This window comes from Streptomyces sp. NPDC058289, assembly GCF_042880975.1.
In the GTDB taxonomy this organism is placed as follows: domain Bacteria; phylum Actinomycetota; class Actinomycetes; order Streptomycetales; family Streptomycetaceae; genus Streptomyces; species Streptomyces stoeckheimensis.
This window is the reverse complement of sequence record NZ_JBHVYI010000155.1, coordinates 1-11877: the sequence shown is the minus strand read 5'-3', so window position 1 is coordinate 11877 and position 11877 is coordinate 1. Positions and strand designations below refer to the sequence as shown.

Here is an 11877-nt window from a genome sequence, read left to right as displayed (position 1 = left end):
ACCTGCCCCCCCCGGGGGCCCCCCCCCCCCCCCCCCCCGGGGGGGGGGGCGCCCCCCCCGGCCGTGTGCTCGAAGTCCTCCTGCGCCACCTGTGCGCGGACCTCCTCGCCCACACTCCGAACGGCCTCTTGGGCGACGACGCGGCGATGGTGGCCATCGAGCGCGTCGGCCGGCCGACCTGAGCGGGGACCCGTCGGCGGACGGGCCCCCGCGGCGACTCAGCCGCCGTCGCGGACCGCGACGATGCCGTTGAAGACGCCGACGTAGGCCGTCCCGTCGGGGCCCAGCGTGATCGGGGCCCAATTGTTGTCGTACAGCGGGCCGGTGCCGGTCAGCTGCCGCCAGCGGCGCTCACCGGTGCGGAAGTCGACGGCCGTGAGGTACCAGGCGTCGATCCCCCAGAAGTTCGGCTCCTTCTCGTAGAAGTAGAGCAGCCCGTTCGCGGTGGAGAGCTTGGGGACCACGGAGGGCGAGCGGATCGCGCTCTGCCAGACCGTGTCGCAGCCGCTGCCGTCGGCTCGGACGTCGATGCGGCTGACGCCGCCCACGACCGACTTGCCGAGGACCAGCGACGTGACGTTCTCGTAGCCGTAGTTGTTCTCGACGACGATGCTGTTGCCCCAGGTGATCAGGGAGTTGTCGGTGGTCGAGGCGCCCGATCCGAAGACCGGGACCTTGCACACCAGCCGCTGCCCCTCGGGCACGTCCAGGCCCCGCTTGAAGACCAGGACGTTCATCCGGTCGTCTGCGTTGTCGGTGATCGCGACGTAGCCGTTGCCGAAGAGGTCCGGGGTGGTGCCCGAGCCCTGGTTGACCGAGCCGGGCTTGGTTCCCGTACCGCGGTCGTAGGTCTGGCGCCACTGCACGACGGGGGCGCCGTCGGCGGAGGCGGCGAAGCTGTACAGCGCGTGGTCGGTGACGATGGAGACCCCGTCCTCGCCGACCGAGAAGGAGTTCTGGATCTCCTCCCCCGCCAGTCGGATCGAGCGGATCACGGAAGTCGCCGGGTCCACGGTGCCGACGCGGCCCTGGCGGGTGACCCACCAGATGCGGCCGTTCCAGTCGGGCATCACCGAGGTGACCGGGTCACAGGTGCCGGTGGGCCACAGGTTGGTCCAGTCGACGCAGTCGTGCGGGACCTGGCCGGTGAGGTCCCAGTCGTTGTCCACCTCGAACGTCCAGGATCCGTCCGGCTTCTGTACGTGCGAGAGCCTCAGGATGTGCTGGCGGGAGTCGGCCAGCACCGCCCGGTCCTGGTTGTCGAGGTAGAAGTAGGCGCCGCCCGAGGTGTCCTTGAAGATCTTCGAGAAGTCGAGCGAGGTGATCGCCTGGACCGTCGAGGAACGCTGCGGGAGCTGGTACTCCGCGAGCGTGGCGAGCGTACGGGGCTCCAGCAGTTTGACCTTGAAGCCGCCGAAGGTGCCGCACACCGTGACCAGCCGGCCGCCCGAGTCGAAGGTGGCGGTGGCGCATTCGCCGCCGAGGGCGGCGATCTTCTCGCTGGTCACCTTCGGGTTCTTGCCGAGCGGTCCGGACCAGGGCGAGGTGGCGCTGCCCGCCGCGTCGGAGTGCATGCCGCTGCGGCCGTTGGGCGCGAGGAAGGGGTGCTGCGGCGGCGCTTCGCCGGGCAGCGGCGCCGCCGCGGCCGGGGCGCCGTCGTAATGGCTGACCAGGCGGTGGCCCGGGGCCAGGGGTATCTCCTCGGCGGCGGCCGGCGAGACCCCGTACAACAGCGCACATGCGGCGAGAGCGGGTGCCACGGCGCAGTTCAGCGCTCTTCGGAACATCCGGACTTCCTCCCTTGTCCTCAGTTTTATTGACATTGCGTCTGACATCGCGCCGGGGCCAGACGCTAGATCGCACTGCCTGAGGAGTCCATGGAAGAGCCGGATGATTCACGAAGGCGCAACAGTTGATCAACTCGCCTTCGGAGAAGGACGGGTGCCGGGTGCGGGATGCAGGTGGCGGGGACCGGTCAGGGCTTGAATCCGCTGACCACGTTCGCCGTGGCCGAGACCCCGTTGTGGATGGTCTGCGCGAGGCTGCTGCTCGCGAGGTAGAAGCCGAGCAGGACGCAGACGAGCGCGTGCGACAGCTTGAGGCCGCCACCGCGCAGGAAGATCCACGCGAGGACGAGGAGCAGGACGAGGACGGAGAGGGAGATCACCATCGGAACACCTCCTTACGCGCCGCCATGGTGGCGCAGCAGGAGGGCCCTTCGGGCGAAACTCGTGTCCGCCAAACGGGTGTTGACGGTCAGTGACCGGCGTTCAGTCCTTGACGATCTCGTCCCAGTGGGCCGTTCGCGCGCACCAGCGTCCGAGCAGCACGGCATCGTGCCCCACCGCCAACAGGCCCGCGCCGGACTCCGCCCGGTACTCCTCCACTACGCCGACCAGCGCGGCGGTGGTCGACGCGTCGAGCATGGCGGTCATCTCGTCGCACACCAGCCAGCGCGGCCGCAGCACCAAGGCCCGTGCCACACAGGCACGTTGCAGCTGCCCGTCGCTGACCTCGTGGGGGCGTCGGCCGAGCAGGTCGGCGCCCAGGCCGACCCGGTCCGCCAACGCGGGTACGGTGGCGTCGATTTCGCCACGTCGGCCCGTCGCCCGGAGCGGTTCGGCGACGAGCTCGCGCAGCGTGAGCCTGGGGTCCGCCGCCAGCCGGGGCTGCTGGAACACCATGCCGACCGAGGTGCGCAGGGCGCGCGGCGCCCGGTGCCGGAAGCCGGCCACGGCGCGGCCGTCGAAGGCCACGGTCCCCCGGTCGGGCCGGTGCAGCAGTGCGGCGACCCTGGCCAGGGTGGACTTGCCGCAGCCACTGGGACCGAGCAGTCCGAGGGACTCGCCGGGGCGAAGGCTCAGGTGGGCGCCGCGCACCACGGGGGTGCGGCGGTCGTAGCCGGCGGTGATGCCGGTGAGCTCAAGCATGGTGGCAGGCCACCCCTTCGGTGAGCGGGGGCCGCTCGGCCCGGCAGCGGGAATCGGCGCGCGGACAGCGGGCGGCGAAGGCGCAGCCGGGCGGGAGCGCGCCGAGTTCGGGCGGGGCGCCCTGGATGGGGGTGAAGGCCCGCTCGGGGAGGGCGTCGAGGAGTCCGCGCGCGTAGGGGTGGCGGGGGCCCGGAACGCCGAAGAAGGCTCCGGCGGGGGCCGTTTCCACGATGCGTCCCGCGTACATGACGGCCACGGTGTCGGCGATGCGGTGGGCCGCGGCGAGGTCGTGCGTGATCATCAGCAGCGCCCGGCCGGCCTCCCGGGTGTGGGCGCGCAGCTCGTCGACCGTGCGGTCGACGAGGTCCCGGTCGAGGCCGGTGGTCGGCTCGTCGGCGAGCAGCAGGGGCGCGTCGCCGATCAGCGCGAGCGCGGTGGCGGCGCGCTGGGCGAGGCCGCCGGAGAGTTCGTGGGGATGGCGGTCGAGGTGGGTGGCGGGGAAGGACGCCCGCTCGGCCGCCGCTTCGGCGGCTTCCCGCAGCTGCGCCCCGGGCCGTCCGGCGGCCCCGGTCAGTTCGCGGACCGTTTCCTCCAGGTGGGAGCGGATGGTGCGGACCGGGGTGAGGTGCGCGGCGGGGCTCTGCGGTACCAGGGCGACCCGGCGGCCCCGGACGGTCCGCGCGAGGGTGCGCTCGTCGAGGGCGAGCAGGTCGGTCCCGTCGGCGAGCCGGGCCGAGCCTGCGGTCTCCGCGTTGCCCGGGAGCAGGCCGAGGAGGGCGGAGGCGAGGACGGACTTGCCGCAGCCGCTCTCGCCGACGAGGGCGAGGCATTCGCCGGGGGCCAGGGCGAGGGTGGCGTCGGTGACGGCCGCGACGTACCGGCCGCCGCGCATCCGGAAGCGCACGGAGAGCCGGTCCAGGGCGAGCACGGGCCGGGCGAGCTCCGGCGCGGACACGGACGCCGACGCCGGCTTCGATTCCGAAGGGTCCGAGGGGACGGGGGTCTTCACAGGGTCAGCTCCGAGCGGCGGCGAGGGTTGAGGCGCTCGCGCCAAGCGCCGGCGAGGCCGGCGATCGCCAGGGTCGGGACGATCAGGAGGAGCCCGGGGAAGAGCGTGGGCCACCAGTCGCCGGCGAGCAGCGAACCGCGGGCCGTCTGGACCAGATTGCCCAGGCTCGCCTGGTGCGCCGGCAGGCCGAGGCCGAGGAAGGACAGGGCCGACTCGTGCCACATGGCGTGCGGGACCATCAGCACGGCGGCGAGCCCGGCCTGCGGCAGGACTCCGGGCACGAGGTGGCGTACGGTCACCCGCCACCGCGAGGCGCCGCCCGAGACGGCCGCGTCCAGATGGGGCCGCGAGCGCAGCGAGAGCACCTCCGCACGGACGATGCGGGCCGTGGACAGCCAGTGGGTCAGCGCCACGGAGACGACCACCGGCCAGACCCCCGGCCGGAACATCGCCACGATGAAGATGCCGAGCAGCAGGTGCGGGACCGAGGACAGCGCATCGACCACGCGCATGAGGCAGCGGTCCGGCCACCCGCCGAGCGCTCCGGCGAGCGCGCCGACCGCGGTGCCGAGGACGGTGGCGACCAGCGCCGCCACCAGCCCGACCAGCAGCGAGACGCGCAGCCCGTACACGCAACGCAGCAGCAGGTCGCGGCCCACGTCGTCGGTGCCGAAGGGGTGGGCCCAGGAGGGTGGCAGGAGCTTTGCCGACAAGTCGACCGCCTGCTGGTCGAGTTGGACCAGCGGCGGCACGAGCAGCACCGCCAGTGCGATCAGTACGAAGATCACCGCCGAGGTCCGCACCCGCAGGGTCCGGGTGGAGCTCCGGTCGCGGCCGCGGGAACGCCAGAGCCGTGCTCCGGTGGCGTCAGCCGCGTCGGTGATGTCAGCCGTGTCGGTCGTGTCGGTCGTCGTGTCAGCCATGTCGGTCGTCGTGTCAGCCATCGAAGCCCACCCTCGGGTCCGCCAGTCCGTACAGCAGGTCGGACAGCAGGTTTCCGGCCAGCACGGCCGCCGTGGCCAGCACCGTCAGCGCGGCCAGCAGCGGGAAGTCCACCGAGGTCGCGGCCTGCACGGTGGCCGCGGCGATGCCGGGCCAGCTGAAGACGGTCTCCACCAGGAGCGCGCCGGTGATCAGCTCCGGCACCCGCGACCCGATCAGGGTCAGCATCGGGAGCATGCCCGAGCGCAGCCCGTGGCCGAGCAGCACCCGCCGCTCCCCCAGGCCCCGCGCGCGGGCGCCCCGTACGGGATCCTCCTCCAGCGCATCGGCCACGCCCTGCCGGACGTACAGGAAGAACCAAGGCAGTTGGGAGATGCCGAGGACCAGCGCGGGCAGCACCAGGTGGCGGGCCACCTGCCCGGCGGTGACCACGTCGCTGCCCGCGTCGGTGAGGCCGCCGGACGGCAGCACGCCCAGGCGCACCGAGAAGAACCAGATGGCCAGCAGGCCCAGCCAGAAGGCGGGGGCCGCTTCGAGGGCGTACGCGAGCCCGGAGACGGCCCGGTCCAGGCGCCCGCCCTGCCGGCGTGCGGCCAGGACGCCGAGTCCGGTGCCCAACAGGACGGCGAAGGCGAAGGCGCACACCGCGAGCAGGGCCGACCAGCCGAGCCGCTCCGCGATGACGTCGGAGACGGGCTGACGCATCACGGCGGAGGTGCCGAGGTCGCCGGTCAGCGCCGAGGTGAGCCACTCCCACCAGTGCGCGAGCAGGGGCTGGTCGGCGCCGAGGTTGGCCCGCAGCTGGTCGAGCCCGGCCTGGGAGGCGGTGAGCCCGGCCGTGCCGGCGTAGGCCTTGACGGGGTCGAAGGGCGACAGCTCGGCGACCGCGAACACCCCGAAGGTCACGACGAGGAGCACCGGCCCGGCGAACAGGGTCCGCCGCCCCGCCATGCGCACCATCGGCCCCCACGGGAGACGGTGGAGACGGTGGAGACGGCTCACTTCTGCTTCGGCTTCCAGCTCTCGACGTTCCACCAGGGGCCGGTTCCGAGGCCGTGGTCGTGCGGCTCGATCTGGGTGGAGGGGCCGTCCCACCGATCGGCCACGACGTAGAGGTGGTCGATGTGGGTGAGGTAGACGTAGCCCGGGTTCTTGACGAGCTCGCGCTGGACCGTGTCGTACGCGGCCCTGCGCACGGCCGGGTCCGCGCTGCGGCGGCCCTCGAGCAGGGCCTTGTCGACGGCCGGGTTGTCGTACCGGGCCATGTTGTTGAAGCCGTCGCCCGCGAGCGCGGAGTTCAGCGTCAGGTACTGGTCGAAGTCCGGGTCGGCCGGGGAGCCGCCGCCCGCGAGGACGGCGTCGGTGCGCATCCGGGGCTCGATGACCTCCCAACTGCCGGACTCGGTGGTGACCTGGATGCCGGCCTTCTTGGCGTCGGAGGCGAAGGCGAGGGCGTGGTCCTGGCGGATCTTGTCGCCGGAGGTGTACCAGAGCGGGAAGGCGGCGCGGACCCCGTTCTTGGCGCGGATGCCGTCGGCGCCGCGGATCCAGCCGGCGTCGTCGAGGATCTTCTCGGCCCGGGCGAGGTCGTACGGGCGCTCGGTGCCGGCGGTGAACCACGGGCTGCCGGTCGGGACGGGGCCGTAGGCGGCCTTGCCCGCGCCTTCCAGGAGCTTGTCGACCATCGTGGTGCGGTCCACGGCGATGTCGAGGGCCTGGCGGACGGCCGTGTCACCGGTGACGGGGTGCTCGGTCGGCAGGGTGACGTTGCGGTAGTCGAAGGTCTTGGCGGCATGGGTCTTCCACGCCTTGTCGGCCCGATCGGCCTTGCCGCCCTTGCCGCCCTTGTCGACCGCGAACCCCTTGGCCAGGTTCGGCGGGAGGACGGCCCCGTCCAGCTCGCCGGAGCGCAGCCGGGTGGCGCGCACGTCGTCGTCCTTGATGACCGCCATGGTGAACTTCTTCACCGCGGGCTCGCCGCCCCAGTAGGTCTGGTTGGCCTTGAAGCTCAGCTTCTCGCCCTTGGACCAGGCGGTGAGCACGTACGGTCCGGTGCCGACGGGCTTGGTGGTGAACTCGCCGCTGTTGACGTCCTGTCCGCCCGCGAGGTGCTCGGGGGCGATGGGCAGGACGGTCCGCTCGGCGAAGGGGGCGTAGGGGTACTTCAGGGTGAAGACGACGGCGTCGTCGCCCTGCGCCGTGACGTCCGCGATCGCGTCGAGCTCGGACTTGGACGCGTTGTTCGTCTTCGCGTCGAGGATCGTCCGGTAGGTGAAGACGACGTCCTTGGCGCCGAAGGGCCGGCCGTCGCTGAACCGCACGCCCCGGCGGAGTGCGTAGGTGTACGTGATCCCGTCGGCGGAGACCTGCGGGAGGGCCTCGGCCAGTGCGGGCTTGAGCTTCATGTCCGCGTCGCGCGCCAGCAGTCCGTCGAAGATCTTCGAGTTGCCGTCCTTGCCGTAGCCCAGCAGCGGGCTGAGGCTCTCCGGCTCGGTGGCTATGCCGACCACGGCGGAGTCGGCGGCCCCGGCGCCCGCCGCGGCACCTCCCCCGGGGTTCGAGCAGGCCGCCGCGCCCGTGACGATCACCGCGGCCGCGGTCGCCCCGGCCATTCCCCGTACGGTCCGGGCCTTCATCTGGTGCACTTCCTTCGTTATTGCAAAGAGGTCGCAATAATGCCAGACGGGGGCGGGAGCGCACGAACCGGGCGCCGTCGACGGGAAGGGGTCGCGCAGGGGTCTTGCCCGGCCGCCGCGGAGCATGCCATATATGTCTAGACCTTTCCGAGGAGCCGGAAGAAGAGGGCGCCCCCGCCGTGCACGACCCCGCACCCAGCACCGCGCCGCATCCCCCGCGCCACTTCCGGCGGCCCTCCGTACGCGGAACAACTCCTGTCCTCGCTCTGGCCCTTGCGGCCGTGCTGACTGCGTGCGGAGCCTCCGACACCACGCCCCCGGCGGCCCCGGCCGGACTCACGGCCCAGGCCGGCAGCGCCACCACCGTGCACGTCATGTGGCAGTCGCCCGCGCCCTCCGACGGAGTGACCTCCTTCCTCGTCTTCCGGGCGGACCGCCTGGTGCGTGAACTGCCCGCCGACAAGACGATGACGGACATCACCGGCCTCGCCCCGCAGACGGCCTACGCGTTCACGGTCCGCGCCCGGGACGCCGCCGGGAACACCTCCCCGGCCGGTGCGACGGCTTCGGCCACCACCCCCGCGGCCAAGGCCGAGGACCGGCTGGCCCCGACCGCCCCGCCGCGCGTGGACGGGCAGGCCCTCGGGCCCACCTCCGCCCGGCTGACCTGGGCCGCGGCCACCGATGACACGGGCGTCACCGCGTACGACGTCTACCAGGGCGACGCCCGCATCCACACGGTCGGCCCCGGCGTCACCACGACGGTCCTGGAGGACCTCCGGCCCGACAGCGTGTACACCTTCACCGTCCGGGCCCGCGACGGCGCCGACAACTCCTCCCCCGACGGCCCCGCCGCCGACGTGACCACCCCGCCCGGGCCCGGGCAGCGGACCGGCACCGCCCCGGCCGATTTCAGCGCGACCGCCTCACCGGGCGCGGTGACCCTCGCCTGGACCGCCCCGGCGACCGGGCGGGAGACCAGCGAGTACGAGCTCTATGTCAACGGCCGCCCCACCACCGTCATCCAGTTCGGCGCGGGCGCCGTCCCGGCCGGCCGGGCGGAGCACCGGCTCACGGTCGCCGAACCGCCCGGAACCGTATGGGCCGTGAAGCTCCGGGCCCGGCTGCCCGACGGCACCTGGGGGGCCTTCTCCGCCGAACTGCGGGTCGTGCTGGCCTCCTGAACCCCGTGCGGTGGAGCAGTTCCTGACAACCTGTTCGTTTTGATCTGGCCCGAACGGCACTACGGCGAAAGAAGATCGCGCAGAATACTCCCGTGTTCGGTGAGTACTCGGTCAACAACAATCAGGCAGATTCCGCGGACGGCGATCCTGCGCCAGACTCTGGCGCCGTGCCGGGAAACCTGCCGCCGGAAACGGCGAGCTTCGTGGGCCGTGAGCGTGAACTCGGCCTCCTGTCCGACCTGCTGCGCGAGCGGCGGCTCGTGACGCTCACGGGCGTCGGCGGCGTCGGCAAGTCCAGGCTGGCCCTGCGGGCCGCCGCCGACCCCCGCCAGCGCAGGCCCGACGGGGTGTGGTGGGTCGAGCTCTCCCCGCTGCGCGACGTCGACCTGCTCACGGCCACCGTCGCGCACGCCATCGGCTTCGCCCACCAGTCCCCGCGCCCCCTGGACGAGGAACTGTGCGCGTGGATGGCCGACAAGGAGCTGCTGATCGTCCTCGACACGTGCGAGCACCTGGTGGCCGCCTGCCGGCACCTGGTGGGCGAACTCCTGCAGTCCGCACCGGGCCTGACGGTGCTGATCACCACCCGCGAGCCGCTCCGCACGCCCGGGGAGCACCTCGTCGAGGTCAGCCCGCTGCCCAGCGACGGACCCGAGAGCGACGCCCTGGCCCTGTTCCGGGCCCGCGCCCTCGCCGTCACCCCCCACGCCGCGTCCGCCTTCGCCGACCCGGACCGGGCGGCCCTCGCCGCGGACATCTGCCGCCGCCTGGACGGGATCCCCCTCGCCCTCGAACTGGCCGGCGCCCGGATGCGGCTCTGGAGCCTGGAGCAGATGGCGCAGCGCCTCGAAGGCCGCTTCGACCTGCTCTCCGGCACCACCACCGCCAGGCTCCCCCGGCACCAGACGATGCGCACCGCCATCGGCTGGAGCCACGAGCTGTGCGAACCGGTCGAGCGGCTGCTGTGGGCCCGACTCTCGGTCTTCACCGGGGACTTCGACGTCGCCGCGGCGCGCGCGGTGTGCTCGGGCGGCCCCCTGCCCGCCGCGCGGGTGGAGCGGGTGCTGGCGGGCCTGGTGGCGAAGTCGGTGGTCCGCTGCAGCCGGGAACGGGGCGCGGGCGCCCGCTACCGGCTGCTGGACACGATCCGCGAGTACGGACAGGACTGGCTGGCGGAACTCGGCGAGGAGCGGATCGTCGCCGACCGGCACGCCCACTGGTACGCCGCGCTCTCGAAGGCCGCCGATCCGGGGTGGATGGGGCCCGGCCAGGTGGACTGGTACCGCAGGATGACCGCCGAGCACGCGCAGCTGCGCACCGCCCTGGAGCACCTGCTCCGCACGGATCCGACGGCGGCCCTGGAGACGGCCGGCGCGCTCTGGTTCTTCTGGTTCTCGTGCGGCCACGTCAACGAGGGCCGGTCCTTCCTGGAACGGGCCCTGAGCAGGGGCCCGCGCTCGGGGGCCGCGTACGTACAGGCCCTGTGGGCCCTGGGGCTCACCACGCTGCTCCAGGGCGACCTGGCCACGGCCGAGGAGCTCGGCAAGGCGTGCACCGGCGCCGCGGCCGCGCTGGCCGACCCGGAGCCGGAGCTGCGCGCCGCGTACCTGCACGCGGTGTCGGTGCTGATGCCGGGCGATCCCGTACGGGCCCTGGCGCTCGCCGGCCCCCGGGCGCGCGGGGGCCACGGCGGGAGACCCAGCGGCGTGGGCTGGCTGCTGTGCCGGCTGGCCACCGGCTACGCGCTGTGCGACCTCGGGCGCTTCGAGGAGGCCGAGCGGGAGGCGCGGGGCCTGCGCGAGGCCTGCGCGGAGCTGGGCGAGCGCTGGCTGCGGGCGTACGCGGACTACATCCTGGCCGTGGCGGCGTTCGGGCTCGGCCACCACGGGGAGGCGGCACGGCACGCGCGGGCGATGCTGTCGGGCAAACGGCTGCTGGGCGACCGCTTCGGGATCGCGCTCGGTCTCGACCTGCTGGCGGCGGCGGTGGCGGCCCTGGGAGACGGCGAGCTGGCGGCCCGGCTGCTGGGCACGGGGCACGCCTGGTGGCGCACGGTGGGCCGGCCGCAGATGGGATCCCCTTCGCTCACGGCCGTGCGCGACCAGGGCGAACGGCAGGCCAGGGCGGCGATCGGCGACGAGGCGTACGAGAGCGCCTTCCTGGGCGGTGCGGCGGCGTCCACCGGCTGAGGCCCACCCCGTGCAGGGGCCGGGCCGGTGGCGCCGTGACGTAACTCCTGGGCTCCCGTCAGTACGGGAGGGGTCTGCCCGACGGTGTGCGCAGATCCAGGTCTCGGGGTGCGGGCTTGGGAACGGGCTTTCGGATCAGCTGCTGGCGCATGCTGCCTCCTCGCTCAGACCAGGGCCGGGCGGCGGGGTTCCACCGTGCGGCCGTCGGGGAGCAGTTCACCTGTGTCGTCGAATACCACGGCGCCGTTGCAGAGCAGGTTCCAGCCCTGTTCGGGGTGGAAGGCCACGGTGCGTGCGGCGTCATGGTCGACGCTGTCGGCGGACGGGCAGGGGGGCTGGTGGGAGCACATGGCGCACCTCCTCGCAGAGTGGGGCGGGAAGGCCGGTGGTCACCCGGTCGAATCCGCGATCCACGGTGGCGGTGAGTATTGCTGATCGCCACCCCCGGGCGGAACCCATATTCGCCGCCCAGTTCAGGGTGTGTATGCCCGCTTACGATGCGCTCATGCCCGCTATCCGGATCATTCGCCACACACTTCTCGACTCCGAGGAGGCGTGGAGGAGGCTGACGGACTGGGAGCGCCACGGCGCCGCCGTCCCGCTCACCCGGGCGATCATCGAAACGCCGCCTCCGACGCACACCGGGACCCGTTTCACCATGCGTACGGGCGTGGGGAGGATCACGTTCGACGACCCCATGGAAGTCACCCTCTGGCAGCCCCCTGGGGACGGCTCGGCGGGACTGGTCCGGCTCGTCAAACACGGGCGCGTGGTGCGGGGCCGGGCGGAGATCGAGCTCCGCCCCTCGCCCCGGGGCGGCTGCGAGGCCGAATGGCGCGAGGAACTGCGCGTACGCGGCCTGGGCCGCCCCTTCGACCCCCTCGTCGCGGCGGCGGCGCGCCTCTTCTTCACCCGCGCCCTGGAAGCCCTCCTGCGCCCCTGAGGGCGGCGCCGGAGCACGGAAGGGGCCCGGGGGCCGCCCTGAGG

The 11877-nt window shown here is 73.2% G+C and carries 11 protein-coding genes; 3 read left to right on the top strand and 8 right to left on the bottom strand.

Annotation, left to right across the window (positions count from 1 at the left end):
- Positions 1-218: 218 nt before the first annotated feature.
- The 7 genes from ACFVX6_RS39430 to ACFVX6_RS39400 form a co-directional block, all read right to left on the bottom strand.
- Positions 219-1787: a hypothetical protein gene (locus ACFVX6_RS39430; RefSeq protein WP_389699408.1), complete on the bottom strand. Its 1569-nt coding sequence runs from the start codon at positions 1785-1787 to the stop codon at positions 219-221.
- Positions 1788-1975: 188 nt separating this feature from the next.
- The gene (locus ACFVX6_RS39425) at positions 1976-2170 is read right to left on the bottom strand and encodes a hypothetical protein (RefSeq protein ID WP_274547633.1); all 195 of its coding nucleotides are present in this window, start codon (positions 2168-2170) and stop codon (positions 1976-1978) included.
- Positions 2171-2270: 100 nt separating this feature from the next.
- Positions 2271-2930 carry an ABC transporter ATP-binding protein gene (locus tag ACFVX6_RS39420; protein ID WP_389699407.1) on the bottom strand — a complete coding sequence of 220 codons (660 nt, stop codon included), beginning with the start codon at positions 2928-2930 and terminating at the stop codon, positions 2271-2273.
- Positions 2923-3822 carry an ABC transporter ATP-binding protein gene (locus ACFVX6_RS39415; protein ID WP_389699409.1) on the bottom strand — a complete coding sequence of 300 codons (900 nt, stop codon included), beginning with the start codon at positions 3820-3822 and terminating at the stop codon, positions 2923-2925. Before ACFVX6_RS39415 ends, ACFVX6_RS39420 begins: the two co-directional genes overlap by 8 nt.
- 113 nt (positions 3823-3935) lie before the next feature.
- Positions 3936-4862: an ABC transporter permease gene (locus ACFVX6_RS39410; RefSeq protein WP_389699406.1), complete on the bottom strand. Its 927-nt coding sequence runs from the start codon at positions 4860-4862 to the stop codon at positions 3936-3938.
- Between the two features lie 13 nt (positions 4863-4875).
- Positions 4876-5841 (bottom strand): ABC transporter permease, encoded by a 966-nt coding sequence (locus tag ACFVX6_RS39405; protein WP_389699405.1) that lies wholly within the window; start codon positions 5839-5841, stop codon positions 4876-4878.
- A 38-nt stretch (positions 5842-5879) separates the two neighbouring features.
- The gene (locus ACFVX6_RS39400; RefSeq protein WP_389699404.1) at positions 5880-7517 is read right to left on the bottom strand and encodes an ABC transporter substrate-binding protein; all 1638 of its coding nucleotides are present in this window, start codon (positions 7515-7517) and stop codon (positions 5880-5882) included.
- Positions 7518-7798: 281 nt separating this feature from the next.
- On the opposite strand from ACFVX6_RS39400, the gene ACFVX6_RS39395 reads away from it, so the two are divergent.
- Both ACFVX6_RS39395 and ACFVX6_RS39390 read left to right on the top strand, forming a co-directional pair.
- Positions 7799-8701 (top strand): fibronectin type III domain-containing protein, encoded by a 903-nt coding sequence (locus ACFVX6_RS39395; protein WP_389699403.1) that lies wholly within the window; start codon positions 7799-7801, stop codon positions 8699-8701.
- Positions 8702-8868: 167 nt separating this feature from the next.
- Entirely contained in the window at positions 8869-10890 is a 2022-nt protein-coding gene (locus ACFVX6_RS39390; RefSeq protein ID WP_389699402.1) for an ATP-binding protein, read from the top strand.
- A gap of 164 nt (positions 10891-11054) precedes the next feature.
- On the opposite strand, the gene ACFVX6_RS39385 is transcribed toward ACFVX6_RS39390, so the two are convergent.
- Positions 11055-11240 (bottom strand): DUF5999 family protein, encoded by a 186-nt coding sequence (locus ACFVX6_RS39385; protein ID WP_250740159.1) that lies wholly within the window; start codon positions 11238-11240, stop codon positions 11055-11057.
- A 155-nt stretch (positions 11241-11395) separates the two neighbouring features.
- Here ACFVX6_RS39385 and ACFVX6_RS39380 point away from each other — a divergent pair, with 155 nt between their 5' ends.
- On the top strand, positions 11396-11833 hold the full coding sequence (locus tag ACFVX6_RS39380) for an SRPBCC family protein (protein ID WP_389699401.1): 438 nt from the start codon (positions 11396-11398) through the stop codon (positions 11831-11833).
- Positions 11834-11877 lie beyond the last annotated feature (44 nt).

Bases quoted from the DNA above. Each gene is read 5' to 3' on its own strand.
- ACFVX6_RS39425 (WP_274547633.1), bottom strand. From the start codon at position 2,170: ATGGTGATCTCCCTCTCCGTCCTCGTCCTGCTCCTCGTCCTCGCGTGG.
- ACFVX6_RS39380 (WP_389699401.1), top strand. From the start codon at position 11,396: ATGCCCGCTATCCGGATCATTCGCCACACACTTCTCGACTCCGAGGAG.
- ACFVX6_RS39400 (WP_389699404.1), bottom strand. From the start codon at position 7,517: ATGAAGGCCCGGACCGTACGGGGAATGGCCGGGGCGACCGCGGCCGCG.
- ACFVX6_RS39385 (WP_250740159.1), bottom strand. From the start codon at position 11,240: ATGTGCTCCCACCAGCCCCCCTGCCCGTCCGCCGACAGCGTCGACCAT.
- ACFVX6_RS39430 (WP_389699408.1), bottom strand. From the start codon at position 1,787: ATGTTCCGAAGAGCGCTGAACTGCGCCGTGGCACCCGCTCTCGCCGCA.
- ACFVX6_RS39410 (WP_389699406.1), bottom strand. From the start codon at position 4,862: ATGGCTGACACGACGACCGACACGACCGACACGGCTGACATCACCGAC.
- ACFVX6_RS39415 (WP_389699409.1), bottom strand. From the start codon at position 3,822: ATGCGCGGCGGCCGGTACGTCGCGGCCGTCACCGACGCCACCCTCGCC.
- ACFVX6_RS39405 (WP_389699405.1), bottom strand. From the start codon at position 5,841: ATGGTGCGCATGGCGGGGCGGCGGACCCTGTTCGCCGGGCCGGTGCTC.
- ACFVX6_RS39420 (WP_389699407.1), bottom strand. From the start codon at position 2,930: ATGCTTGAGCTCACCGGCATCACCGCCGGCTACGACCGCCGCACCCCC.